Origin of the sequence: Subsaximicrobium wynnwilliamsii, assembly GCF_007997225.1 — a bacterium.
Lineage (GTDB): Bacteria > Bacteroidota > Bacteroidia > Flavobacteriales > Flavobacteriaceae > Psychroserpens > Psychroserpens wynnwilliamsii.
Map to the genome: position 1 here is coordinate 30,009 of NZ_VORM01000028.1, position 25,704 is coordinate 55,712.

The 25,704-nt window shown below is 35.8% G+C and carries 22 protein-coding genes; 3 read left to right on the forward strand and 19 right to left on the reverse strand.

Annotation, left to right across the window (positions count from 1 at the left end; genetic code table 11):
- Positions 1 to 82: 82 nt before the first annotated feature.
- Both ESY88_RS17610 and ESY88_RS17615 read right to left on the reverse strand, forming a co-directional pair.
- Positions 83 to 1,138: a response regulator gene (locus ESY88_RS17610; RefSeq protein WP_147085885.1), complete on the reverse strand. Its 1,056-nt coding sequence runs from the start codon at positions 1,136 to 1,138 to the stop codon at positions 83 to 85.
- Positions 1,135 to 3,012 (reverse strand): PAS domain-containing sensor histidine kinase, encoded by a 1,878-nt coding sequence (locus ESY88_RS17615; RefSeq protein WP_147085886.1) that lies wholly within the window; start codon positions 3,010 to 3,012, stop codon positions 1,135 to 1,137. Before ESY88_RS17615 ends, ESY88_RS17610 begins: the two co-directional genes overlap by 4 nt.
- 301 nt (positions 3,013 to 3,313) lie before the next feature.
- Here ESY88_RS17615 and ESY88_RS17620 point away from each other — a divergent pair, with 301 nt between their 5' ends.
- On the forward strand, positions 3,314 to 4,216 hold the full coding sequence (locus ESY88_RS17620; RefSeq protein WP_147085887.1) for a mechanosensitive ion channel family protein: 903 nt from the start codon (positions 3,314 to 3,316) through the stop codon (positions 4,214 to 4,216).
- A 225-nt stretch (positions 4,217 to 4,441) separates the two neighbouring features.
- Complete coding sequence (locus ESY88_RS17625; RefSeq protein WP_147085888.1) at positions 4,442 to 5,221, forward strand: hypothetical protein; 780 nt, start codon at positions 4,442 to 4,444, stop codon at positions 5,219 to 5,221.
- A gap of 836 nt (positions 5,222 to 6,057) precedes the next feature.
- Here ESY88_RS17625 and ESY88_RS17630 read toward each other — a convergent pair.
- The 8 genes from ESY88_RS17630 to ESY88_RS17660 form a co-directional block, all read right to left on the reverse strand.
- Positions 6,058 to 7,296 carry a porin family protein gene (locus tag ESY88_RS17630; protein ID WP_147085889.1) on the reverse strand — a complete coding sequence of 413 codons (1,239 nt, stop codon included), beginning with the start codon at positions 7,294 to 7,296 and terminating at the stop codon, positions 6,058 to 6,060.
- A 623-nt stretch (positions 7,297 to 7,919) separates the two neighbouring features.
- A complete protein-coding gene (locus ESY88_RS17635; RefSeq protein ID WP_147085890.1) occupies positions 7,920 to 9,596 on the reverse strand; it encodes an FAD-dependent oxidoreductase in 1,677 nt (558 codons plus the stop codon).
- Between the two features lie 1,275 nt (positions 9,597 to 10,871).
- Positions 10,872 to 11,639, reverse strand: a complete 768-nt coding sequence (locus ESY88_RS17640; RefSeq protein ID WP_147085891.1) for a carotenoid biosynthesis protein — start codon at positions 11,637 to 11,639, stop codon at positions 10,872 to 10,874.
- Between the two features lie 276 nt (positions 11,640 to 11,915).
- The gene (locus ESY88_RS21535) at positions 11,916 to 12,140 is read right to left on the reverse strand and encodes a cupin domain-containing protein (RefSeq protein WP_262713090.1); all 225 of its coding nucleotides are present in this window, start codon (positions 12,138 to 12,140) and stop codon (positions 11,916 to 11,918) included.
- Positions 12,137 to 12,484: a cupin domain-containing protein gene (locus ESY88_RS21540; RefSeq protein WP_223270876.1), complete on the reverse strand. Its 348-nt coding sequence runs from the start codon at positions 12,482 to 12,484 to the stop codon at positions 12,137 to 12,139. The genes ESY88_RS21535 and ESY88_RS21540 overlap by 4 nt, the downstream gene beginning before the upstream one ends.
- A gap of 400 nt (positions 12,485 to 12,884) precedes the next feature.
- Positions 12,885 to 13,733 carry a DUF6671 family protein gene (locus ESY88_RS17650; protein WP_147085892.1) on the reverse strand — a complete coding sequence of 283 codons (849 nt, stop codon included), beginning with the start codon at positions 13,731 to 13,733 and terminating at the stop codon, positions 12,885 to 12,887.
- A 22-nt stretch (positions 13,734 to 13,755) separates the two neighbouring features.
- Entirely contained in the window at positions 13,756 to 14,718 is a 963-nt protein-coding gene (locus ESY88_RS17655; protein ID WP_147085893.1) for an L-threonylcarbamoyladenylate synthase, read from the reverse strand.
- Positions 14,719 to 14,720: 2 nt separating this feature from the next.
- Positions 14,721 to 16,073, reverse strand: a complete 1,353-nt coding sequence (locus ESY88_RS17660) for a dihydroorotase (RefSeq protein WP_147085894.1) — start codon at positions 16,071 to 16,073, stop codon at positions 14,721 to 14,723.
- A 272-nt stretch (positions 16,074 to 16,345) separates the two neighbouring features.
- On the opposite strand from ESY88_RS17660, the gene ESY88_RS17665 reads away from it, so the two are divergent.
- Positions 16,346 to 16,939, forward strand: a complete 594-nt coding sequence (locus tag ESY88_RS17665) for a transposase (RefSeq protein WP_223270877.1) — start codon at positions 16,346 to 16,348, stop codon at positions 16,937 to 16,939.
- 153 nt (positions 16,940 to 17,092) lie between these two features.
- On the opposite strand, the gene ESY88_RS17670 is transcribed toward ESY88_RS17665, so the two are convergent.
- From ESY88_RS17670 to ESY88_RS17710, 9 genes are all read right to left on the reverse strand, one after another.
- Positions 17,093 to 17,335: a hypothetical protein gene (locus tag ESY88_RS17670; RefSeq protein WP_147085895.1), complete on the reverse strand. Its 243-nt coding sequence runs from the start codon at positions 17,333 to 17,335 to the stop codon at positions 17,093 to 17,095.
- 158 nt (positions 17,336 to 17,493) lie between these two features.
- On the reverse strand, positions 17,494 to 18,561 hold the full coding sequence (locus tag ESY88_RS17675) for a T9SS type A sorting domain-containing protein (protein WP_147085896.1): 1,068 nt from the start codon (positions 18,559 to 18,561) through the stop codon (positions 17,494 to 17,496).
- A gap of 310 nt (positions 18,562 to 18,871) precedes the next feature.
- Positions 18,872 to 19,069, reverse strand: a complete 198-nt coding sequence (locus ESY88_RS17680; RefSeq protein WP_147085897.1) for a hypothetical protein — start codon at positions 19,067 to 19,069, stop codon at positions 18,872 to 18,874.
- A gap of 90 nt (positions 19,070 to 19,159) precedes the next feature.
- Entirely contained in the window at positions 19,160 to 19,429 is a 270-nt protein-coding gene (locus ESY88_RS17685; protein WP_147085898.1) for a hypothetical protein, read from the reverse strand.
- Positions 19,430 to 19,447: 18 nt separating this feature from the next.
- Positions 19,448 to 19,636, reverse strand: coding sequence for a hypothetical protein (locus tag ESY88_RS17690; RefSeq protein ID WP_147085899.1), 189 nt, complete (start codon positions 19,634 to 19,636; stop codon positions 19,448 to 19,450).
- Positions 19,637 to 19,910: 274 nt separating this feature from the next.
- Positions 19,911 to 22,616, reverse strand: a complete 2,706-nt coding sequence (locus ESY88_RS17695; protein WP_147085900.1) for a phosphoenolpyruvate carboxylase — start codon at positions 22,614 to 22,616, stop codon at positions 19,911 to 19,913.
- A gap of 290 nt (positions 22,617 to 22,906) precedes the next feature.
- Positions 22,907 to 23,218 (reverse strand): helix-turn-helix transcriptional regulator, encoded by a 312-nt coding sequence (locus tag ESY88_RS17700; RefSeq protein WP_040556273.1) that lies wholly within the window; start codon positions 23,216 to 23,218, stop codon positions 22,907 to 22,909.
- A 19-nt stretch (positions 23,219 to 23,237) separates the two neighbouring features.
- Positions 23,238 to 23,576, reverse strand: coding sequence for a type II toxin-antitoxin system RelE/ParE family toxin (locus ESY88_RS17705; RefSeq protein WP_147085901.1), 339 nt, complete (start codon positions 23,574 to 23,576; stop codon positions 23,238 to 23,240).
- A gap of 123 nt (positions 23,577 to 23,699) precedes the next feature.
- Positions 23,700 to 24,416 (reverse strand): DUF6090 family protein, encoded by a 717-nt coding sequence (locus ESY88_RS17710; RefSeq protein WP_147085902.1) that lies wholly within the window; start codon positions 24,414 to 24,416, stop codon positions 23,700 to 23,702.
- Positions 24,417 to 25,704 lie beyond the last annotated feature (1,288 nt).

Consider the following 25,704-nt stretch of genomic DNA (forward strand, 5'->3'; position numbering starts at 1 on the left):
GCATCAGCAGTGTGATACAAATGTATGGGGATGGATCACTTCAATAAATGATATTGGTCATATTTAAACGTTTTGCTGCCAATCAATAGATTTCCTGCAGTTTTTTAAGATCTAAGATTCTAACGTTTCTTCCTTCGATTTCAATAAGCCCCTCTTTTTTGAAGTTAGACATGGTTCTAATCAGTGTTTCCGTTGCAATCCCTGCCACACTGGCCAAATCATTGCGCGAAATAATGATGGGATCTTCGGGCTTACGATTGAGCTTTTCAGCAAATTTCAACAGGGTGGTAGCTGTCTTTCTTTTCACTGAACTGTAGGCCATTTGAAGCAATTGATTTTTAACCCCTTGCAGATCTTCGGTTAACATCTGCACTAACTCCAGAGTTATTTTTGGGTTATGGTCCAAAACAAATTTGAGTTGGTCTTTTGAAATGCCAACCAATTGCGCAGCTTCAATAGCGGTTGATGTCTCTTGGTAGGGAATATTCTGAATAAATGAGGTGTAGCCAAACAACTCTTGCTCCTTGTGCAACGCAGTGGTCAATTCTTTACCTTGCTCGTCTAATTTATGGCATTTCACAACGCCTTTATTCAGTAAATAAATATAATTTGAATTTTGGCCTTCGCGATAAATGATTTGGCCTTGCCTATGGTTGAATGCCTCACCATTTTGAATGAAAAAATTCTTCAAATCATTGATTGTCCTTATTTCGCTACCAGTTTCAGCATTAGGTGTCTCAAATTGCGTTAGGCCTTCTCTGAGAATTGCCATTTTTGCCAATCTACTTTCGATGGCATTGATCAACTCAGCTTCACTGAATGGTTTGGTGATGTAATCATCTGCCCCCAGCTCCATGCCTTTTCGCACATCATTCCGTTCTGTTTTTGCCGATAAAAAGATAAAAGGGATGAACTTGGTATGCTCCTCTTTGGACAGCAGCTCCAAGACCGCGTAGCCATCTAACTCTGGCATCATGATATCGCATATAATGATATCGGGCTTTTGTTGCCTTGCTTTTTCAAGACCCAGCCTACCGTTTGCGGCAACAAGGACTTCATAATTGGAAAGTTCGAGTAATTCTGCCGTGTTTTCACGCAAGACAGCGTCATCTTCTATCAATAATACTTTTTTTGTCATGGTGCTTTGTTTGGAATGGTCATGATGAAGGTTGAACCCACGTTTTCTTTACTCTTACAGTGTATGGTGCCACCTACATACTCAATATGTGATTTTGCAATATGAAGTCCAATCCCGGTGCCTTGGGTCGTTAAAACGTTCTCGGCCCTAAAATAGCGGTTGAATATGTTCTTGAGGTCTTTTGCCGGGATGCCAATGCCTGAATCTGAAATTTTAAAAGTGGTCACGGCATCGTCTTGGGTTATGCTTATGGTAACGTCTGTGTTTTCTGATGAATATTTTATGGCATTATGCACCAAGTTGGACAAGGCCAACTCTATGGTTTTTTCGTCCTGTGTTAAAAAGATATCGTCAATGTGCTCTGGGTAAATGATTTGCTGCCCTTCTTTCAATAACATATTGGCATTATAAACTATTTCATTAACCACTTTACTCAATCTAAAGGTGGTGAATTTGTAGTTTACTTGCCCGGTTTCCAATTTTTCGATAGAAAGGAAATCATTCACGATGCTGTTGAGATAATGTACCTTATCGGTTATGGTTCTAATATGTTTATCTCTTTTATCTTGTTGATCCTCCAATTTATATTTGCCCAAGAGCACTGAGGAGGTAAGGATGCCACTTAAAGGTGTTTTGAACTCATGTGAAACCAAAGATAAAAATTTAGTTTTCAACTCATTGAGTTCCTTTTCCTTCTCAAGCGCACTATTAAGTTCCTCGGTTCTTTTGGCAACCGTTCTCTCGAGCTTTTGCGTATAATTTTTTTGTTCTGTCATGTCGAGAATAATAGCTACATACACTTTTCTATCGCCCAACTTTGATAGTTCCAAATTAACAAACACAGGATAGCGAGTACCATCCTTACGCTCATGAAAGGCTTCAAACTCTATTTTAGATTCGCTTTTATTGACTAATGGCGCTGTTAGTTTTATAAAATCATTTTCAGAATAATCTGGTTTTAGGTCAACAGCGCTAAGTGCTTTGAGCTCTTCCAGTGTATAACCCAGATTTTTTTGGGCGCCATAATTAACATTCAAAAACTTTAGGGTATAGAAATCAAAAACGTAAATCTCATTGAGTGAGTTATCAAATATTTTGGTTAGGTAGCTGCGTTCTTCCTCGGCATTTTTTCGTTTGGTAATGTCATTTTGAATCCCAATATAATGGGTTACCACGCCTTCACTATTTTTTATGGGATTCACATACAGGTCATTCCAAAATAAAGTGCCGTCTTTTTTATAGTTTCTTAAAACAGTTTGGTAGCTTTTACCGGCATGTATCGCGTCACGCAACTTATCGATCCCGTCTTGAGCTCTATCATTGGCTTGCAGGAATCTGCAATTTCTACCCAAAATTTCTTCGGAAGAATATCCCGTCAAAGCTTTAAATGCAGGATTACAGAAAATGATCGGTTGGTCCTTTTGCAAGGCATCACTTATCACGATGCCATTACCAGTAGCTTGTATGGCTTCACTTTTTAGGATAAGATCTCTTTCAATGTGCCTTCGTTCAGTAATGTCAATAACAAGTGCCATCACGTATGCTTTTCCGTAGATTTCAAACGGATTCAATCCTACCTCAACCGGAAATTGCGTGTTGTTTTTATGCAAACCATACAATTCACGCCCATGCCCCATGCTTCGCGTTTCACTGTTCTTGTAAAACGATTCAAAGTAAGCGTCATGCTTTTCATGGTATCGGGTAGGAATCAAAGTGCTCAAGGGCTTGCCAACCAATTCTCCAGTAGCATACCCAAACATGGCATCGGCCGCGGTATTTGTTGAAACGACGATTTGAAGCTCATCCACAACCACAACCCCTTCAGAAATGGCACTTGACAAGACTTGTAAAAAATCCTCCTTGGTTTGAATCATTGGTCATGTTGGGTTAAACGAAACGTGAAGTTACTAACTATTTAGTGAATGGTAGAATTCTCAATCTGAATTCGGGTAAATTTAAAATTACAACCCTGCTGTGCCGCAATCAAATCTTTGCACCGTGAATTTGGAGCTGCATGTTGATATGATAAATATCATTTAAAATGAACGGCAAAGTCTCTAAATTTAAAACTGATAATGACCAAATTTGGCCGTTGAACAATCAAAACCTAAAATCAACCTCACAGCTGCAAGCGAGGGAACAACGATTTAATTGTACAATTAATTTTGATTAAAAATGAAAAGCGCTCAAGATTGGCTCAACGAAAATCCTGTGATATACAGCATCATCAAGTACTTGTTAATTGTTGCTGCAGTACTTATTTGCATTCATTTTATAAGAAAAGTGCTTAAGCGGAATATCCCAAACACTTCAGTAAGGTACAAATCTCAAAAGGGGATTGAAATTTTGGGATATTTTATAATCATCATCTTATCTGTCTCTTATTTTACTGGGAATATCAAGGATTTTACCATAGCCATAGGCCTATTTTCGGCAGGCGTTGCGTTTACCTTGCAAGAGTTGATATTGAGCGTTGCTGGATCCTTGTACATTTTTATTGTTAAGGTTTATGCACCAGGAGACCGTATAGAGCTCCATGGCATCAAGGGCGATGTGATAGACGTGGATAGCATTTACACTACCATGATGGAGATTGGTCAATGGGTGGAAAGTGACAATTACAGTGGTCGCATTGTCAAGTTGAGCAATTCCTTTGTGTTTAAGGGGCCTATCTACAACTATTCAAAGGATTTTCCGTTTATCTGGGATCAATTCAGCTTACCAATTAGATACGGATCTGATATGGAATTGGCTAAATCCATAGTGATAAACATTGCCTCAGAAACACTTTCTGAATACACCAGGGCCTCAAAGGTGCAATGGGAAAGCATTGTTGCCAAATATTATATTGAAGCTGCTGAAGTTGAGCCAACACTCGCTGTGACTTTGACGGAAAATTGGGTCCAATTCAATTTGCGATATATCGTAGATTACAAAAGGCGAAGGTCCACAAAAAACATGTTAAACGAGAGCATCCTTAAGGCTTTTGAACAAACCAAAGGTAAGGTGGTTTTAGGATCTACAACGGTTGAGCTCATTAAAATACCAGATTTGAAGGTGGATGTGAACAAAAGCTAGTGAGAAAACAACTCTGATCTCATTCTTTATGACAATTATCATTTCATTTACCTTTCCCAAATTGTATGTTTGCACGTTTTCTAAATGGCATACGGCATAAATTGTGTCTATAGCAGGTTAGCGTTTTAGAACACAGCCACACAGTATTGACATCGCAGCTGTTCCTATTTTGAAAACCGAAGCAATCGATGTGACATAAAAAATAATCTATTTAAAATAAATGAAATGAAATACCCATATATAGCCCTGCTTCTACTCTTGCTTTTCAATTGCAAAAATGACAAGCGCCAAGATAATGTTCAAGAGAACGAAAAAACCGAACAAACCAAGTCACTTGCAACCGATACTGTTCCCGTATTAGAGAGAACTGATACAGATTTGGACAAGTCGATTTCCATAGAAATCAAGCAGAAAAAACTGATTGATAAAAAGGATGAGCGGGATCAATTTCAAAATTTGATTCTTGATAAAAGCTACCTTAAAGATCAAAAAGACTACACGATCAATTTCAAATACCCGCTTTTAAATGAAAGCCTTAAGCCTACTCACGTCAATTTCAACAACTTCATGAATGATTATTATGTCAATGTAAGCAAAACCATATCAGACATAGAACAAAATAAATTACTTTGTGATAGCATCACTGCAAAAACGTTTAGGGAAGAGCGGTTTATAGATTATAAAATCTACGGTCTCAATGATCAATTGGTAAGTGTACTTTTTTACAAGGAGAATTTTTATTCGGGAGCCATGCATCCCAGCTATTCCTTTGATTGCTTTAATTTTGATTTGAATAGCGGTGTTTTTATGACCTATGAAAGCTTTTTTGCACAAGGCTCGGAAGATGAATTATTGAATATCATAAATGGTAAAATCAATAAAAAAATGGCAACCGGTGAGCTCTATTATGATTGTTGGGAACTCTCGAGCTCTGATTTTTTTGAAAGCAAGAACAATTTCGTGCTCAACGATACCTACCTTGAATTTTATTTTGCGATTGTGTGATGTGTCCGTCTTATACAGGCACTTACTCCATTCAACTGCCGTTGGTGGATCTACTGGCGGTTTTGAAGAAATCAAATTCAAATCCTTTATTATCTAAATAACACGCGAGACTTCGCAGCCAAAAAAAGACAGCGCTGTGATTGATAGCAACTTCATTTGCGTCAAATTTGTAGCAATTGTAGCATTCATCAAAAACATCTTTAGATCTTAGCAATTCCTAAAACAACAACAACAATCCCTAAATTTATTGAGCCTTTTTGGCTTCCCTCCTTTCCTAAGCTAAAAGGAGCAGAAAAGAAGCACAGATCACGTATTGATTTTGAACTTAGCGCAAAAAATAAAAACGATCCCAAGCAGTTTCCAAACCTTATAAAACATCACTTTTTTTTTTCAGAAGATGATTTTTTTTTCCAATTCGCGTTTGCGCTTTTCCGTTTCGAAAATTTGACCTTATGCTAAAAAGCTAGGCTAAAATGATATTTGACTTTCGTTTACATCAAATTCACAATCCTTTTTTTGGTTGTTGTGAACTGATGGATTTTATTTCGCGAATAGAAAAGGGAAAGAAAATCTGGAAGTCCTAAAGGTTTGGGATACCAAATTAGAATCGATCTAGCAATTGATTTTATCCGGCTTTGCTGTTGGCTTTTTATACAAACTCATAATTGTCATATAATTTCCTTGATGAAGGACGTTGTAGATCATCAAAAATCTGCTAAGGTTTTTGTGTAAGTAATGTGATGAACCCAAGGAAAAACGCTTGTTACCCGTTTGAGATCCTTTAACTCGCTCAACATGATAATTTCAGTATTTATATGATGAGAGCTGAACTAAGTTCAGGTTTGTAAAATGGTGTAGCCAAAAATCACAGACACGTTTTTATATCCTGCATTTGTTACGTCAGTGTTTAATATTTCTCTTGTTGAAAATAGTCGAGCTTCTATACTGTATGTATTTTTATAGCTATACCCTGCTCCAAAGGCTAAATTACTCACGCTATTAATTTCATAATCCTCATCAAAATAGTTGATATTAGACTTAAATGGCCTGTCAAATAGAAATGAAACATTAAAGAACAGTCTGGAATTATCGTTAAGATGGCTATAATGTCTAAACCCAATGGGAAATTCTATAGATGAATATTCAACGGTTGCAGTTTTAATACGTGCGACGGGCGAATCTGGGCTGATGTCAAAGGTCTTTTCGGTATTATAGTACTGATAGGTAGGTTCAAATAGTATCGCCCATTTATCGTTGTTAAACGGTAAAATGTATTCAAGTTCAATTCCCAATCTAAAAGACATTTCTTGGTTGAATTCAAAATCTGTTAGGATCACAAAATTATCTCCAGGAGCATCATATTTCACATATGCGAAATTTATGCCTGGACGAATTTTTAGATGAAACGGATTTTTTCGTGTTTTTTCTTTGAATGTATATAAGCTTTGGTTTTTACATGAATTGTAGGCTTCAAAAAGAGCCATTAAGTCAGATTGCACATAATCAGTGCTTCTTATAGTGCTCATATCCAATGAATTGCATTTTAAATCGTAATATAGTTGACCTTTGTAATTTTCGTTTTCGGCAACTTTATTAGAACTAGTAATGTATTCTTTTTGTATTAATATGGCAATCTCTCCATCATCGATTTGATAATAAAAGCGTTTTAAATTGGCGTCTTGATATACGTATAAATTTGCTTTTCCACCAACTAAAAATTTCAGAAAGACAGTCTGCTTTTTTAAATCCAACTTTTCTGAATAATCTAATTTATTGGCCTTAGTTGAATTTATATCCAAATCGACTTCTTCTCTAGTATATATTGCGATGTCGTAAATTTCAAACTTGCTTATTGAGCTTAAGTCAGCAACTTTCTGCTCGCTTGTTTCTGAAAATTTATAAGTGATATCCTCTGGATTATTTTTCCAGTCTACATTTTCAATTAAACATTCTACCTTATTTTGATTATTGTCTATAAAGTATCCCTTTTCATATTGGGTTTGAGCGTTTATTATACATGTAAAAGTTAAAAAATAGACTAAGAGATTAGGTTTAAGTTTGGTTTTGAATGACATAGGTTTTTAATTGAAAGATTCGAAAAGTTATAGTGCAATTAAGTAAAAACATTTCTTTTAAGTAGCACTAAATTGTTTTATTTTATCTTCCGCCTGCTGCTAAAATCCCTGTAAATACGATGAATCCCGATTACTTTGTGGCTTAAACCCTCCTTTTAGATGTATGGACAAATGTTTCAGAAAAGGCATTGCTTTATATTTTATAGGTTTCAGTTAATACTTTAGTTAGCTCTCCCACCAAAATAGCCTTACTTTTCAAAAAAGGAATCTCGACGAAAAGGCTCGATAAAGCTAAATTTTCCTATCGGCACAGCGGTAAAATGGGCCGCGATATAAATCGCCTTCCCGCTGCTCAAGGCATTAGCAGCAAAAATCCCATGATCATGCCGCTGTGGGTTTAATGGGAAATGCCAAAACTGCCAGAGATGCTTTGGTTGCCTTTTACATATTGGAAACAGCCTTCTCAAACGCCAGTAAGCGCTTTAGATTACAACTATTCTGGGAGGTGCAATTAAAACACCTTCAAATAGACTTATTTAATGTTGGATTTTTAAAAAAAAAGAGGGTTTGGCAGTTTGTCCCCAAAGTCAAAATCAGCTACCAGATTTGCGCCTATTTATGTCTCATTCTACAATCTGTCCAAGCTCAAGCAGCTGTGTTTTCAGTTCAGCATAAGGTATGTCCTGAACTGCTTTGTCTTTTTCTATGGCCATACAGGCTATTACAGATGCGCTTTGTCCGAGAACCATGAATACAGGTTCCATGCGGATAGATCCAAAAGCGATGTGGGTTGCGCTTAGGCAAATAGGCGCAAGCAAATTAGAACATTCTTCTTTTTTGGGCACAATGGAACGATAGCTTATAGGGTACGGACCTTGAACATAGGCTTCCACATTTCCCTCATTGGATACATGACCCTCAGAATTTACGTAACGCTGCGTATGGTGGGAATCCATGCCATAAGCGGCCATTCCAATGCCATCGGGCACTACTTCAATGCTTTCACAATGTTTCTGGGTCATCACAAAATCACTAATCATTCTTCTGGCCTCTCTTATGTAGAGTTGTTGCTGCCAACCATCGGCACGCTCAAATTCATCTTTGGAAGTCCCCCATCTGGAAACCTCTTCCCTTATTTTTTCAGGAATCCTTGGATGGTTTGCCAATGTCCACATTAGCCCTTGCTGCCGTATGCGATGCCTTTGAACTATCCGTTCTCTTTCTGCATAGCTTGCTTCAGGATAATCATAATTTTGTCCGATAAAATCAGTAGAAAAACCATCTCTGTTGTTTGAATCGGTTTTTCTATTAGGCATCTGACTGTTTATCCATGGTACCCTGTTATAACCCGCTTCATAATTCCTAAACAACAGTTCGTAATCTGATTCATCGTAATCTTTGGGTTTTTCAAATGGAATCCGATTCTCAGGATGATCTGTCAGGCACATGCGAAAACAGTAAGCTTGAATATGCTTATCCCCTGTTCCATCTTTTGCAATGGTTGGATTAATTCCCGGAATCAAGCCCGACGAGACATCCCCTGACACTCTATATGGATCTACCCCCTTCACAAAGTTGTGGTGCCTTGCATTTGACGACAAGCCCCCATTGAGCATTTGACTTGTTACGTTGGCCTGCACGCCATTCAATGATTCCCCATATTGGGCATTGGACTCTCTTCCAACGGTGTAACTAACTCCGGCAGCGGCCAACAGATCACCTTCATAGGTAGCGTCAATAAATATTTTACCGGTGTACGTATTACCCGATTCCATAGTGATGGCGGTAATGGCATTATCGCTTTTCACAACGCCGGTTGATCTGTTGAGCCGTTGGTTGTAAACTATTTCAATGTCCAAATCCTTCATCATATCAGTGTACACTTGGAGTGCGGCTGAAGGTTCAAAAGTCCACATGGCATCTTCGTTTTTGTTGGTTTGAGTTTGTCCCCCGTCTTTGTATTCAGATCTTTTCTGCCAATCCCAATTTGCATCTACTTCATAATATTTCTTTATATTTTGATAAAATTCACGTGAAATACCCCCAATTACCTGTTTATTGCCTATATCAGTCTGCCCAAGGCCACCGGTAGTTAGACCTCCCAGACGATTAGTTGGTTCAATCAATATCACAGACTTACCTAGTCTGGCAGTTTGGATTGCTGCTGAAATACCTGCAGATGTCCCTCCATAAATAACAAGATCTGCAGAAGCTTGCTTTTCTTCGATGGTAGTATTGAAAGCCAAAAGGCTGATAGTGATTGATAAGATAATTGTTGCTATTGTATAGTTTGTTTTCATAAGTATTTGATTCTATTTTAATGATATAATATTTGTTTGCCAAAGCGGTTTGGTTAAGGCTAGTGCTCGATTTTTCGACTCTTCTCTTGTACGTCCAACGCAAAGTCTATGAATCGCAGGTTTAAGCCTTGAATTTAGCAAATAAAAATGAACTGGGACATCTAACTTGCCACGTATTTGGCATGGGAGGATTTTCGGAAGTTAAAAATCACCAGCAATTAATCATATAGGGTGCTGTGTTTAGTACTTGAAATTGAAATTGAAATTGAACTTGAAATTGAACTTGAACTTGAATTTGAAATTGAATTTGAAACCGAGGCAGAACCAAAACTTCAGAAATCAAAAATCGTTGATCGTTAATTTTCAATCTCCTCCTATCTACTTGAATTTGAACTTGAAATTGAACTTGAAATTGAACTCAAGATCGAATCTGAAACCGAGGCAGCATCAAAACTTCAGAAATCAAAAATCGTTAATCGTTAATCTTCAATCTCCTCCTACTTGAACTTGAATTTGAAATTGAATTTGAACTTGAAATTGAATTTGAACTCAAGATCGAATCTGAAACACCGAAGCAGCATCAAAACTTCAGAAATCAAAAATCGTTGATCGTTAATTTTCAATCTCCTCCTATCTATTTGAACTTGAAATTGAAATTGAACTCGAGATCGAATCTGAAACCTACTTGAACTTGAATTTGAAATTGAATTTGAATTTGAATTTGAAATTGAATTTGAATTTGAATTTGAATTTGAACTTGAAATTGAATTTGAACTCAAGATCGAATCTGAAACACCGAAGCAGTATCAAAACTTCAGAAATCAAAAATCGTTAATCGTTAATTTTCAATCTCCTCCTATCTACTTGAACCTGAAATTGAACTTGAACTTGAATTTTAACTTGAAATTGAACTTGAACTCAAGATCGAATCTGAAACACCGAAGCAGAATCAAAACTTCAGAAATCAAAACTAGTTAATCGTTAATCGTCAATCTCCTCCTATCTACTTGAACCTGAAATTGAACTTGAACTTGAATTTGAACTTGAACTTGAACTTAAAATTGAACTCAAGATCGAATCTGAAACACCGAAGCAGTATCAAAACTTCAGAAATCAAAAATCGTTAATCGTTAATTTTCAATCTCCTCCTATCTCCTTGAACCTGAAATTGAATTTGAACTTGAACTTGAAATTGAACTCGAGATCGAATCTGAAACCGAGGCAGAATCGAAACTTCAGAAATCAAAAATCGTTAATCGTTAATCTTCAATCTATTTAGGTGTTTTTTGAAGTTGTAGCGTAAGTTTTAAATAATGCCTTTATTATGATAGTCCCAATGATTATTCCGACAATCATAGGTGCCCATAATCCATAGCCTGCGTCAACTCCGGTCCATAGGAAGATTGATACTAGAAGGGACAGAGTGCCAATCCAGAGGTGCTTTGAAAGCGCCACGCTCCCTTTCACAATGACAGGTTTCAAGACCAATTTCAAAATAAGATATGCAATCGTTCCTGAAATCATCCAGCCAATAAAATTTTGTAGAGGTACGTCAAACCATAATCCACCATTGGTGTATTCCCATAGTCCGCGTGCAACGGCTCCAGGATCTAAGATCATATCTGTACCAACAAGAATCCCAAGGTAAGCCAGATATCTTGCCCAATGGTGCTCAAACCATGTTTGTGCCAATAACCAGGCACCAAAAACTAGCGGACTCCAAGCAATAAATACGGTCCAGGGTGTTGTTCCCAGTAGCTTATAACCAAACGGCATCGTATATTCAAAAGGTGAATAAGGGAATCCTGTATGAATCCCAATGGATTCAATAATTAAGGCAAATACACCCAAGGCCATGATTGCAGCAATTCCTCGTCTCCCATATATTTTCCACATGCCGTAAAATGCCGGCATGGAAATTATACCAACGGCAATAATGGATCCAGTTTCCACAAACTGTTTTGATGGCACAGAGCTCATCATAAAACCAATGATGAAAAAGAGTATTGATAAAGTGACTAGAATTATTTTCTTAATATCCATATTTTTAATAAATCTTTTCCAGAATGCCTGACCACTTAGTTTTTCAATTTCTGCACCCTTTACTCTTCAGATAGATATTCTTTAAAATAAATGAGATTTATAAATCCTCTCATTACATTTCTTCAAATTCTGCTTAGGTCAAATTTACTATAATTTTCCTACACAAACATATTACTCGTTATTTCAAGAAATCAACAGGTTTTTCTTTACCTAACATATTCTAATTTTATCCATAGTTCTTCAGTTCAATTTGGGAAACAAGTCTTTGAATTGGGATTATTCCAGTTTCAAAGCTGGTCCGACCACTTGCATTTCATTATCCGTAAAAATTTTTTCGATTTCTTTTGGAGTGGGTTCGTGGTTTAATGCTGCCATTGTTACAAAAAAATCTTCGAGTTTTCCTGCCGGTTGCAGAACCACAGTCATTTTACCCTTTTCGGATTTTTGAGTCCAAGCGTGTGGAATCTTGCGAGGTAAAAATATGCTATCTCCAACGTTCATTTCATATTTTTCGTCTCCAACTTGAAAATAGTATGCTCCTTCAATGATGTAGAATATATTTCGCCCTGTGAATTATGGATATGTAGTGGTGTTCCACGTCCTTGGGAAAGAGAGGTCTGCTCAAATATCGCCAAGTCCCCATTGGTGTCCTTACCCGATATTTTGACATCCAGAACATTGGAATTCACGCCTTTTAAATTTAAATGCCCGTGAAACCGACCTTCTCCCGCACTAATTTTAAATCCCTTGTCTTTTCTTTTTATCATTTTTTGAATTGGTGTAAACGCCCACAACGGCATTGTCGCGAAAGCAAAAAGTGCTGTAAGGAATCCTTTTCGTTTCATATTTTTAGAATTTAAGGCTATTCGAAAATTTTCCAAAATCCTATGTTTTTCCTTTTCGAATGTAGTCAATTAATCGATTGCGTTGTAAGATCCAGTTGGATTAGAATCCCCGAGCCATTCTTGATAAATCCTGTTCTATTTTTGTTCGACCACAACTGAATTTTGTATCGGTTTTTTTCCAGCAGTTCGCAGTTCATTAATTGTTACCAACGTTTCGTACATAAAAAGTAGGAGATTACGGAGCACTAAATTTTCGGTTGCTCACTCCCGATAGCTCCTATCGGGAGTGCTACGAGTCTAAAGCCTTGGATTTACTATTGTTTCGCCTAATTTTTATATAAATTGTTAGCGGCTTTGTTTCTTTCTCTTACCTGTATTTTTTATAGTTTCAACAAAATACTTAAGGATTACAGTAATCGCAATACATAGGGTCTTCGGTTGTTTTTTTATGTGGATACATGTCCTCTTTTATGAATTGACAATGCTGGCAAACATAACTATAACTTAAAGTGGAATTTGTTGGCGAACCACACAAATTACATTCTAATCCTTTTTTTACATCTGTAACTCCAAAACCTGGAATATCACATTGCGGACAGCAAGAATTTATCTTGTCAACTAATTTCCTGGTTGCATTTTCAATTACATTCATTCGACTTGGGTTGTACATTGCCCGCATATCTGTTTCTGCATAAACAGGACTAAACTTTTCAATGAGTAAATGAAATGCTTTTTTTAGGTCTTGTAAGTTGGTAATGTCTTTGATTATGTCGCTATTGTCCGTTTTTGATTTCCGAAGTATTAACCCGTGAGATGGAAACTTTATTAAGTCGGCAAAGTCCATAAGCTCTTGTTCATTATTAATTTCACTTCCGTTAAAATTGGTCTCCACACTAAGTTCTCTGGCGATAATTTCTAAATTATTTTTCTTATCTATAAATATTAAAAACTCATCATCAGCACTTACGAAGAACATTGAAGGATGAGCGCCGAAAGAACCTTCACTTGCTATTCCTAAATCACAGTTACTTGCTTCCATTGCCATCAAACATTTTTGTCTTGCCGTAGATATTGGGTCAAGTTCTCTTTCAATCTCTCCTGTAAAAGTGCCAAGAGTATCTGTATCAAAACCATCCTGTACAAAGCAAAACACACCTAAAGCTTGCTCTAATAGCGGTGCAATCACTTTTTCTTTACTGTGCTTGGTGGCTATAACTAGCTTTCTGTCTCTAAATAATTCTGTACGCATCTAGTTTGTAATTAATGGGTAATTATTCGTTTTTAGTTGCCCTTACTAATCTATCATTAATGGATTTTCCCAATCCTATATTTGGAAATAGTTCCGCCACTATCATATCCAAATTCAAATTATCCAATCTGTGCAGGGCAGCATATAAATTTGATGCGGCCTCCTTTAAATCCCCTTTTCTTGACAATACTTCTAAATGCATACAATTCAAAGAATTCATCTCATTAGAGAATCGAAGCACTCCAATTTTTTTATCAGTGTAATCCTTTATGAACTTTTCGGCATCCTTTACTAGATATGTTCCCGTTTTGGGCGCATAGTGTCTCGCTAACATACCGGGTGCATTTGGTGCTATTTCTTTCTTGTTTTTAACTTTTAATTTGCCAATAACATTTTCAATTTCTTCAATTGAAATAGAGCCTAGCCGATAGAGTACGGCTTCATTATTTTCAAATCCAATAATTGTAGATTCTATTCCATTTTTACATGCTCCTCCCTCAAGCACCATTGGTATGGTATTCTTGAAATAATTGTTAACGTGTACTGAACTTGTTGGGCTTATACTTCCAAATGGATTAGCACTAGGTGCTGCCAATGGGAAGGATAATTTTTGTAATAAGCTTAAGGTTGTAGGATGATTCGGTACTCTTACGGCAACGGTATTTTTTCCTGCTGTAATTAAATCTGGGATATTGGGTTTTTTCTTTAGTACTAAAGTTAAAGCACCTGGCCAAAAAGCCGCAGCCAGCATTTTTGCTTGCTCAGGAAATTCGCTAACAATTCCGTCTATTTTTTCTATAGAGTCAATATGAACTATTAAAGGATTAAAGAATGGTCTTTGTTTTACTTGAAAGATTTTGCGAATTGCTTTTTCGCTGTAAATGTTTCCTGCCAATCCATATACGGTTTCAGTTGGTATCGCTACTACATCCTCGTTATTTAAGAGTTCAATAGCTTTTGAAATGTCGGTCGAAATAATGGTCATTGTTAGTACTGTTTGTTATTAAAAACTATCGGCATCCCAAATATATTTTCTTGAAATACACCATTGTCATAAATTAGATTTCCGTTCACAAATGTTTGCTTGATCTCCGTTTGAAATGTTGTTCCTTCCAATGGAGACCAACCACATTTGTATAACAGATTGTCTTTCTCCACTGTCCATTTGCTATTCAGGTCCACCAAGGTCAAGTCAGCGTAATACCCTTCTCGTATAAATCCTCTTTTTGTCATACCATATAGAATTGCTGGGTTGTGACACATTTTTTCCACTATTTTTTCCAAGGAAATTCGGTCTTCTTTATAAAACTCCAACATACAATTAAGCGAGTGCTGTACCATTGGTGCTCCTGACATGGATTGAAAATAGGTTTTTTGTTTTTCCTCTAAAGTGTGTGGTGCGTGGTCGGTAGTTATAATATCTATTCTATCATTAAGCAGTGCGGCTAGCAAGCCTTCTTTGTCTTGTTGTGTTTTTATAGCTGGATTCCATTTAATAAGCATCCCTAATTGTTCATAGTCTTTATCTGAGAACCAAAGATGGTGTACAGAAACTTCTGTCGTTATTTTTTTCTCTTGCAGGGGAATGTCGTTTTGAAATAAGTGGGTTTCTGCTTCTGTTGTTAAGTGCAGAATATGCAGTCGCGCGTTATGTTTCTTAGCTAAATTAATCGCACGCTTTGTAGCTTCATAGCAACCTTCAGTGTTTCTTATAATTGGATGAAACTTTGCAGGAATATCTTCTCCATATTTTTCTCGAAAAATCCTTTCGTTTTCCTCTACAATCTGTTCTTTTTCTGAATGGATAGCGATAATGGATTTGCAATTTGCAAATAATTTCTCCATTGTTTCAGGATTATCAGCCAACAGATTTCCTTTTTTTGTAAAATATAAACCGTCATCTGAAACACCTATAAATTGGCTTGTATCCATTTTTATTACGGCATCAATATTATCTCCATTTACACCAAGGAAGAACGCATAGTTGGCTAAAGATTTTTTTGAAGCAATTTCATATTTTTCTTTTAAGCTTTCAACAGTTAAGATATTCGGAACCGTATTCGGCATATCAATAAAGGAAGTTACTCCACCTGCTATAGCAGCTCTACTTTCGGTATATAAATCCCCTTTATGAGTAAGTCCTGGGTCTCTAAAATGTACTTGTGCGTCAATTATTCCTGGAAGCAGGTGTTTACATGTTCCGTCAATTACCTTATAATTTGGTTCAACATCAATAGTCCCTATTTGCTGAATATGTCCATCTGCCAAAAGTACGTCTGCGATAAATGATTCTCCCTCATTTACGATAGTTGTATTCTTGATTAAAAATCTTTCTTTCATTGTTCCATATTTGTCTTTGTATTCGAGTTCTTACCTTGTCGCTAGCGGTTAGTATAAGAATAATTGCGGATTTATACGCTGAAATTTTCGGTTGAGCAATGACTTTTGTTAAAGGTACTTACATTGAACCCCTCACCAAAACCGATTATTTTCATACATTGTCCCTGTTGCACAACTCTGTTGATAAAGTTAATGGAATAAAGTATTATCAGTAGAATAATTTTATAATTTGATAGCAGGGTGAGAACTATGCGTTTCTGGAACAGTTCGGTTTGGAGAGTTTTATTCCGCCCCGCGGCACCTATAAAGGTGGACCGGACGGTTTTGAATACAATGAAGCACATGACCATTATATCTGTCCCAAGGGAGAGATCATCCCCTTCAAAAAAGTATTCAGCGACACCCAAACGGAAACCCTAAAGAAGGAGTACCGCGGTTCTACATACCAATGCAGGGACTGTGCTATGAAAGCGAGTTGTTTGGGCAAGACCGCCAAGGAGAAGAAGTTCTCGGTGACCTACTTCAGAGCAGAGTATGATCTCAATATTGAACGGGTCAACAGTCTTCAAGGCAGGAATATGAAAGGACAGCGGCAAAGCACTGTTGAACCAGTTTTTGGCACGCCCACTAAATTCATGGGACTGAGAAAGATAAACACGATCGGCATAGCTCAGGCAAACATCGTCATGCACTTGTCCGCCATGGCCTACAATCTCAAAACCGGCCTACCGGACAGGCAGGAGTACCTGAAGTTCAGACAGAAACTGACAAAAAGTGGTGCCAAGGCACTAGCCTTTTTATTTAATAAAATAAGGGGGTTCCAGAACTTGATAAACTTGTATTTAAGCCATCCAGAATACAGTTAAACCACCTAACTAAAAAACCAAAAAGCCCTTAAAAAGGGCTTAAATGAGTTCGGTTTCTATGAATTTATGGGGTTGTGCAATGGTTACCGGAGTTGTCCACAGTACTTTGTATTTTAGGCTATTTCAATATTCAGATGTTTACCAAGTCCTAACTCAATAAGATGCTTCGTCTGTTAGGTTCTCAATTTCGAAAAACTCCTTTCCAACTCCATTTTTTTCTTTAACTCCAATTATAATAAATTTATCGGAATCAGAGTGGTGATTTGCAAAAGCAGATATATCCTTTAATATTTCGTTTTTTTTGATATTTCTGCCTAAAGGATATTCTTCTTGTTTATAATCTAAGTTAGGACCTTCGGAATCGTATCGTATTATTTTCTCTAATTCAGTATTCATTAGTTTTGTCAAATGTTTTACAACGTGTTTGAGTATAATTAGTTGCGTGTCTCAAGCCACGAAATTAGCAAATAAAAACGAACTTGGGCATCCACAAGGATTTTCGGAAGAAGAACAGGTCAAGCAATTAATTATACGCGACTTGTAACACGTTTTGTTCAGTCTTTAATGAATTTAAAGGTTTTTGTTTTTTGCTCATTTTTAAAGATGATAAAATATAAACCTCCAACCAGCTTTTCTATATTTATTGAGTTATTGAATTTCCCATTTCCAACCAAACTTCCTGTAATTGAGTAAATCTCATATAAATCATAATTTACGTTGCTTTGATATGTGATATAGTTTTCTGCTGGATTTGGATATAATTTTTCTTGGGATAGGACGAACTCTTGATTATTTAAAACTTGGTCGCTGAATTCATATATTATTTGTTGTCCGGTAGTATAATATATTTGGTCTTCTTTATTGGTTAATCCGATGACACCACCACCAAGATTTTCAAAGATTGTAGTAGGTTCAATTGGAAGATTAAGTTCAGACAAATTAATCCTTACAATTTTATTTGGACTTTCAAAACCAAGATAAATGTAGTTGTTTACTACTAAAGATGCTTGAAGAATGCCAAAATTATTATCTGTGCTTACCAATGTTTTAGTTGGATTTTGGGAAGAGATATCTATTTTATATATATCATTACTATCCGTATCATAAACTTGAAAGTAGATTTCATTATTATAAACAGTTGGATTACGAATATTACCATCAGACTCTTGATAAACTAAAGAATAATTGCCACTATTAATGACATAGCCGTAAAGATTGTTATTGTCTGAAACATATACTACTCCATTATTAATTGTAATACCGTTTGAATTGGTCACATTTTCAAGTATGTTGGATGTAATTGGAATGTTTGAATCCAAATCAACAACAGACAAAGAATTGGGATTATCAAGTACAATACAGTAATAGTCATTGTTTGTAGAATCAAACCTAATTTTCCATAAAGGACCATTGAAATTGGTCACGGTTTCAATATCATCTATATTATCAAGGTTTAACTTATATAATTTTTGTGTTGAGAATGTAGAGACGAACATATTATTCCCTACAATTTCAATTGAGTTCGGAAGTTCCCCACCAAACGAGTCTGTAAAAACAGTTTGAGCATTAATTTGTAATGAAAATAGAATTAGTAAAAAAATTTGGGTAAATAATTTTGTCATGATATTATTGGTTTTAAATTCTGACTAACGTCAAATTTACTATAATTTTCCTACCCAAAAATTTTCCTCGTTATCTCAAGAAATTAACAGGTTTTTCTTGTGTGGAATGTGTGGCAACGGTTTGTGTATGAAACGTAGCGTGTAAAAAGGCGCTGAACTTTCGGATTATACACAGAGCCGAATTTTTTAATTTTCTTTTTATCTTAACTTTTTCAAAAAGCCAAATTAAAAAATATGGCGGTCTTTGCAAGTAAGCACAAACCTTTGTTTTAGCACTTATTAGCTATGTTTTATACACGTTGTGCTTTCGTTATTTATCCAGTTCTTGCTCAATTCCCTTTAATATGGTTTTTATTTCCGTCCCTATTCCTCCATATAAGCGCGGTCCATTCGTTGCTTTAGACAGGCTGCAAGCCAATAGATGATTTTCTAATTCAACTGATTCGAATACCATCTTGTTATCTATCTTTTCGGAAATAGATTTGTGTTTAAAATCAACAATTCCCATATCAATTACAATATTTCGTATGCTTCCCGTCTTATAAAAAAGTGTGCGTAATTTTTCATCGGTGAATTCTGCGTTTGTTAACTGAATGTCTTAGAGATTTAAAGAACTTTCGAAAGAGGCTAGGTTTTGCCTCAAGCTTTTATTCAAAATAATATTGAGCTTACCTGAGCTAATGATGTCATTTAAAACTCCTGTTGAAGGCAAATAGCTTAATCCACTGCCAAAAATAGCGGTGAACATTTGAGAAATTCTCTGATTACTTACCGTGTCAAGTACATTTCTATCAAATAAGGTCAATAGATAATCAAGTGCCTGTATACGTTGCTCATTTTCTTGAATAGAGGCATTTATTTTATTCAAGTTCGTTTCAAATTCCGCTTACAGCGACAAGAGATATTCCTGTTCTACTCTTCGTTGTTCATTGTAATTGTGGTTATTGTCAATTTGTAAGGCAATTAATATCCCAATAACCACAAGTACAATTTCTCCAATCGCATAAAGAAGATATTTACTGAACTTGTTTTCAGTCAGCAATTTTTGTCTAATTTTTCTAAAGAATTTTATCATTGGTTAGCGGGTTCTGATAATGGAGCACAATGGTTTGCAGCTAAAAGAAGTTGGCGATTTCGAAGCACTAAACTGTCTGCCAGCATCAAACTTGATACGAAGTACAAAGCTTCACCTGCCGGACAGGCAGGTTTAACCACTGAATCGCCAATTTATTTTAGGTGCTGTTGCACGATGTGTTTTTTATTGGTCATTTTTAATTAGCGATTTTTATGCCCGATAATCGTTTGTTTTCTACGATATTTTAATAATTAACGCAGTAGTAGAATATAGCTTATCCTGTACTTTTAAGCCCGCTTGATAACGCGTTTATTAATCCAAGTAACTTAGTTAATAACTTGTCTTTTTCACTACTGTTTTCATCTTTAATACTTCTCCACTGTTTCAGATAATTGATGTGTAATTGATGTAGGATTTTCAGTTTATCATTACGCCATTTTAGATTGTCATATTGCCCATTTCTTCTTTCGGTTTTCGGTTCATCAAAAAGACCTTCAATCAATACAAAGCTATTTTGGTGATCTCTAAGTATTTTATTCAAAAACATATCCCTTTCTTCTGTGTCCTCATCCAAAGCGACATAGTGTTTCATAATCTCTACATTAGAAAGTATAAGGTTGGTTTCGACTTGTATTATTAAAAATTTTAAGAAACTCCAATTCTGTATTGATTTCTTTAAATTCTCGTATTCTTCTGGTCTTTCTGTTTTTAACGCTTTCAGTGCTTCACCAAGGCCATACCATCCTGTTATCGCTATTCTGGAAAGATTCCAACTAAACACCCAAGGTATAGCCCTTAAGTCATTCAATGTTCTGGCACCGGTTCTTCTTGAAGGTCTTGAGCCTATTTTGCTTTTCTCTAAAACATCAATACAAGTTGCTTTACTGTAAAAATTTATAAAACCGGGTGTCTCTATAAAGTTTTTGTAATGCTCATAAGATTTTTGAGCTAAAAACTCCATAGTGTCTAAGGGAAAAACTGTTTCTTGAGCATTTGCTGTTTTTTTAATCGTTTGCCTGGCAACGCCCGAAGAAAGTGCATTAAGATTATAAGTAGCAGTAAGTGGATTTCCAAATAGCTGTGCTACAGACTCTCCTTGCACCGTAATTTTAATGATTCCGCTGACGGTATTTTCTGGCATACTTTCTAAAAAGCGGTGATATTTACCACCACCTCTGCTGATGGTGCCACCGGTTCCGTGGAAAAAGTAGATTTCTGTGTTATTTTGTTCTCCCACAGCCGTAAGTTCTTTTTCTGCTTTATACACATTCCATTTACTTGCGATAGTTCCTCCGTCTTTATTGCTATCGCTGTAACCTAACATTACTTCTTGCTTGTGAGATAATTTTCCAGCTCTTTCTTTCGTAACAGGGTGCTGCAAGAATTTTTTTAAAATTTCAGGACCATTATGCAGGTCTTGAATGGTTTCTAATAGTGGTACAACTCTTATATTGGTATTTAACAACCGTGTTTCTCTCATCAGCAGATAAACTACAAGTAAATCACTTAGATTTCTGGTCATACTAATAATGAATGAACCTATTCCATCTGAACCATATTGATTAATATGCTGACGAACTACTCTGAAACAATCCAAGACATTATCCGCTTCTGTGCCATAAGAAACGGTAACATCTGTGATTAGTGAATTGCTAGCTAATAATTTATTCAAAAAAATTACGCGCTTATCTTCGTCCCAGTTTTCAAAATCATACTCTTTTTCACCAATGGTCTTCAAAATCTGAGAAATTGCTTTATCATGAAAAGCACTATTTTGTCTGATATCCAATTTTGCCAAATGAAACCCGAAACATTTTACTGTTCTTTCAACTGGAAAAAGCAAATCTTCTGCAAGACCTTTTAAACCGTTTTGTAATAAGATTTCTCTCAATAATTTTAAATCTTCTTCTAAAATAGTACTCGATTTATAATAGGAGTTAGAATCCGCAAATTTTTCAGATCTAGTGTTTTCTAGTTGCACCAATAGTAAACTTACATATTGTCTCCAAGGTTCGTAAGGATTTCTATGAACTGCTTTTAGTCCTGGTTCTCCCAATGCCTTAGATTTTTTTTCAATAGCATCTGACAGTAAAAAGGGGACAGGATTGGTAATAGCTGAAACCGAAAGTTTGATTATCAATTGCAATAACTGATCTTTAATGAGGGAAAGTGCTGTTTTTCGGTGAAGTAGTAAAGTTTCATGTGTAACTGTTGGTGTTACAAATGGATGCCCGTCTCTATCACCACCCACCCAACTTCCGAAATTGATTTTTGGGAATAAATCAGGATTTTTGATTTTGGCAGGATTTAATCCAAATTCTACCCAAGAGCTTTTTAATTGCTGATCGCTTTTCTCTAATACAGTAGGAAAAACTTTGCCCAAATAATGAATGGCATTGGCTCTTTCGTCTCTAATGTCTGGTTTTTCTAAATAAATTTCTCCGGTTCTCCACCATCTTTCCAGCAGATTAATAATTTTTTCCTTAATAACATTTTGTTCCAGCTTGCTAAAAGAAGTATTTTCCCTTTGCACCAAAAGCAAATACAATTCGCGATGAATTTCAATAACGGTTACTCTTTTTGCTTCTGTAGGATGTGCTGTAAGCACTGGAATTACGGTGGTTTTGGAAATAGTTTTCAGCATATCATCTTCATTTACAGAATCATCCTTCCATATTTTAAATGCTTCTGCCCAAGACCCTCTAATTGAGGTAAAATCTTTTTGGTTTACCATTTTTCTTCGGTATTGTGTAGCTGCATTTTCTTCAACCAAAGTCATCAGTTGAAAATAAATACTAAAAGACTGAAATATTTTTTCAGTAGAAATGTCATTTTCGTCTAATGTAAACTCTTGTGAAGTATTATTTAATAGTGAAATGATTTCTAGTTCGTCAATCCGAGATAACATCTCGGTATAGCAATTAATTATAAATATTCTGTCATCAGAAATTTTCTGAAAAGGATTTTCTTTGGTGTTCATATTTTTAGGTTATATAAATACATAATTTTTTCAAAATGATTTTAGCTTTTTAGCATAAGTTTTATTAGTTTTAAATCAGTTTCCTTCAAAATTAGCTAAAACAATAGTTTTTCAGTCTGATCCTCGGTTTTGTTATATTAATGCCTACGTGATTGTAAATGAGCTGTGGCGTTTTTTAGCACGAACCTCTCCAAATATAAACTGACTTTGGGAAGTCCATAAATTTTCCAAATAATCACAGACCCAGCCATGGCTTATATACGGCTTAAGTGTGTAGTGATTTTCCTACTTTATGATAAGTTCAGATTTTGGTTTAGTAATTCGACATTAAAATTAATTTTTGCGTTTAATGCCTTAAAAACCTTCAAAATTGTTTCAAATCGAGCGTCAGTCAAATGGTTTTCGAGTTTCGAAATCTGTGCTTTCTGGACACCGACCAACTCTCCAAGTTGGGCTTGTGTCAAGTTTCGTTCTTTTCGAGCTTGTTTGATTGCGTTTCCGATTAGGTCGAGCCGAAGTTCGTTCTCGAATTCGTCTCTTTTTGGCGTTCCTTTTTTTCCGATGTATTTGTCGGTCACTTCGTCTAAACTGTAAGTTTTCATTCCTTTCTTTTCCATATCGTTATTTTTTAGCCTCAAAATATTGTTTCATTATCCGTTCGGTTTTTTCAATTTCCTTTTTAGGTGTCTTTGCTGTTTTCTTTTCAATTCCGTGAGTTGATATGACGACAGTTTCGGTTTTATCTGTCTTGTCCCAAAAGGCAAAAAGGCGGTATTTAGTTTTGTTGTGAAGAGTTCGGAATTCCCAAACGTTGTTATTCAGTTTTTTGAAAAGTTCATTGTCACTGACAACTTGAGCTTTTAGCATATTGTATATGATTTTCTCACGTGCCTTTTCGTTGAGTCCGTTTAAAAATTCGTTCACTTCTTCCAGTAATTCGACCTTAAATTTCGGATTCATTCAACTCTATTATTTTGACAAAGATAAATGTTTCTTATTTAGGAAACAATTTTATTTGAAGACGAATTTTCGCATTACACACAACGTGTTGTGTATGACTTCGTTATTTTTAATAACTTAAGATTAATTTTTTTCATCTTTAAGTAATGCAATAACTTCTGTCATTCCATTGCTTATTCTATTCATATAATTAATCCTATTAACTTTCATCTGTAAAGAATTATCTAACGTGGCAAACGTGTAAGGGCGTGAAAGGATTTCCCAAAATTCTTTTTCAGATAATCTAAATCTTTCAGGTAGCATTTCATTAGGCGTAGATAAAACTTCGCTTAATCCTATTTCTTTTCTTAGTTCCCATCCAGAACCATTATAATACATATCATTACTAATTTTACGGTGAATGGTTCCACCAATGTCGGCAGACATTATCTCAGCGTAAAGTATTAGTACTTTCTTATTATTAATCATACTAAGCTTGCCTGACGATTTTGAATCTTCATAAATTGGTAAATTGAGATCATAAGGAATACCATTTGTTATAAAACCTCCGAGTTTTTTCAGTGAATCTATTTGAATTGTTAATTCTTTAGATCCAATGTGTTTTAAATACAATTGACCGTCTGCAATTAGAGAATCACCAAGGGCAATAGCATCAATTATTATTACCTTCGATGATTGTAATTCTATAATTAAGTCTTCAATTAACTGTTGTTTAACTATCTCATTTTTCCTTGATTCATTCCAATTATTTAAACTCAACGCAATCAAAATTCCAATAACGACTAGAACAATTTCTCCAATAGCATACTTTAAATACTTTCCAGTTTTATTTTTTTCCATAAGGTCGTAGCGTATTTTTCTAAAGAATTTAATCATTGGTTAGCGGTTGATTATAATGAAGCACAACGTTTGGTAATCGAGTAGACAAGGGGAGTTTCACCCCAAGCCTCTCACAGAACCGTGCTTGAAAGTCTCCCCTCACACGGCTCTTCTAATTTAATTTACAAATATAAGCTCATCCTTTTGCAAGTTGGCAAAACGTAAATATAATTAGCCCATCCCTTCGCTCCACTTCCATTACAGAAACTTCATCACTACTACGAATGAGTCTGCCACTGCATACAGCATTGGTATTCTGCCTTTAGGTTGTGCCTATTGTACATTTCCCTTAACATTCGTATGCAGCTTCCCAAGTTCCGTAAATAAGCCCAAATAAAATTCTTGCCACCTGAATGACGCCAGCCTTACAGAAAATAAATAGGTTATCTCTGTAATTAATAGTATCGCTACTATTACTTTTAACTCCGTACTGCCCCACGCCAGCTGGCTCGTTCGCTAAAAATGTCCGCAGGACATTTTCTTTACGCTCCGCCCTGTAGCTTTTGACTGGAGGCAGCAACTTCTCGACACCTCATCAATGGTTCTCCGCCTCAGGCGGATCAACTCCCCTGCCTGCCGGCAGGCAGGTTTATTCGTACCTGCTAATCTCAAGGACTAGATTCTCCTAAACGCTCAATACCAGGACTACTAATCAAAGCACCTTTAGGTGGTTTAGAGCCATCGATTATACAACGACTCTAATGGACCTACCATCATCTTATCTACAGCATTCAACCCTTTATTGCCGTGGTTGATTCTTGGCACACTATGAAAAGTTGCGTGGTTAAGCAACTAATTTAGTAAACAAATACGAACCCGAGAAAATTCCGAAGGAATTTTCCAAATAAGCACTTGCCAAAGCAATTAATTATACACGTCTTTGTTAGGGCACGTTTTAATTAATTTCTTTAAAGTTTTATTAAATAATAAAAGAGAATGTTATTGGAGAAAAGCATTATTTTCTAAAAATATGCTGTTTTAAGATAATAAGAGGTACTCGTTTTTTAAAGACTTATTTGAACAATAGTCAAAAAGATTTTTAACCTTTACAAAGCAATATGAGTGGATAATATTTTAGAATATCAATATTTGGTAAATTATTTAAATTGTATATCCGCAAACAGCCCTAAAATGAAATAATTATCGTATATTCACTTGATATTAAAACAGTTGATTATGAATATATTTGATTTTGGAGTTCATTTCACAGACGAAAAGAGCTGTCGTACACATTTTAAAGAGGAACGAG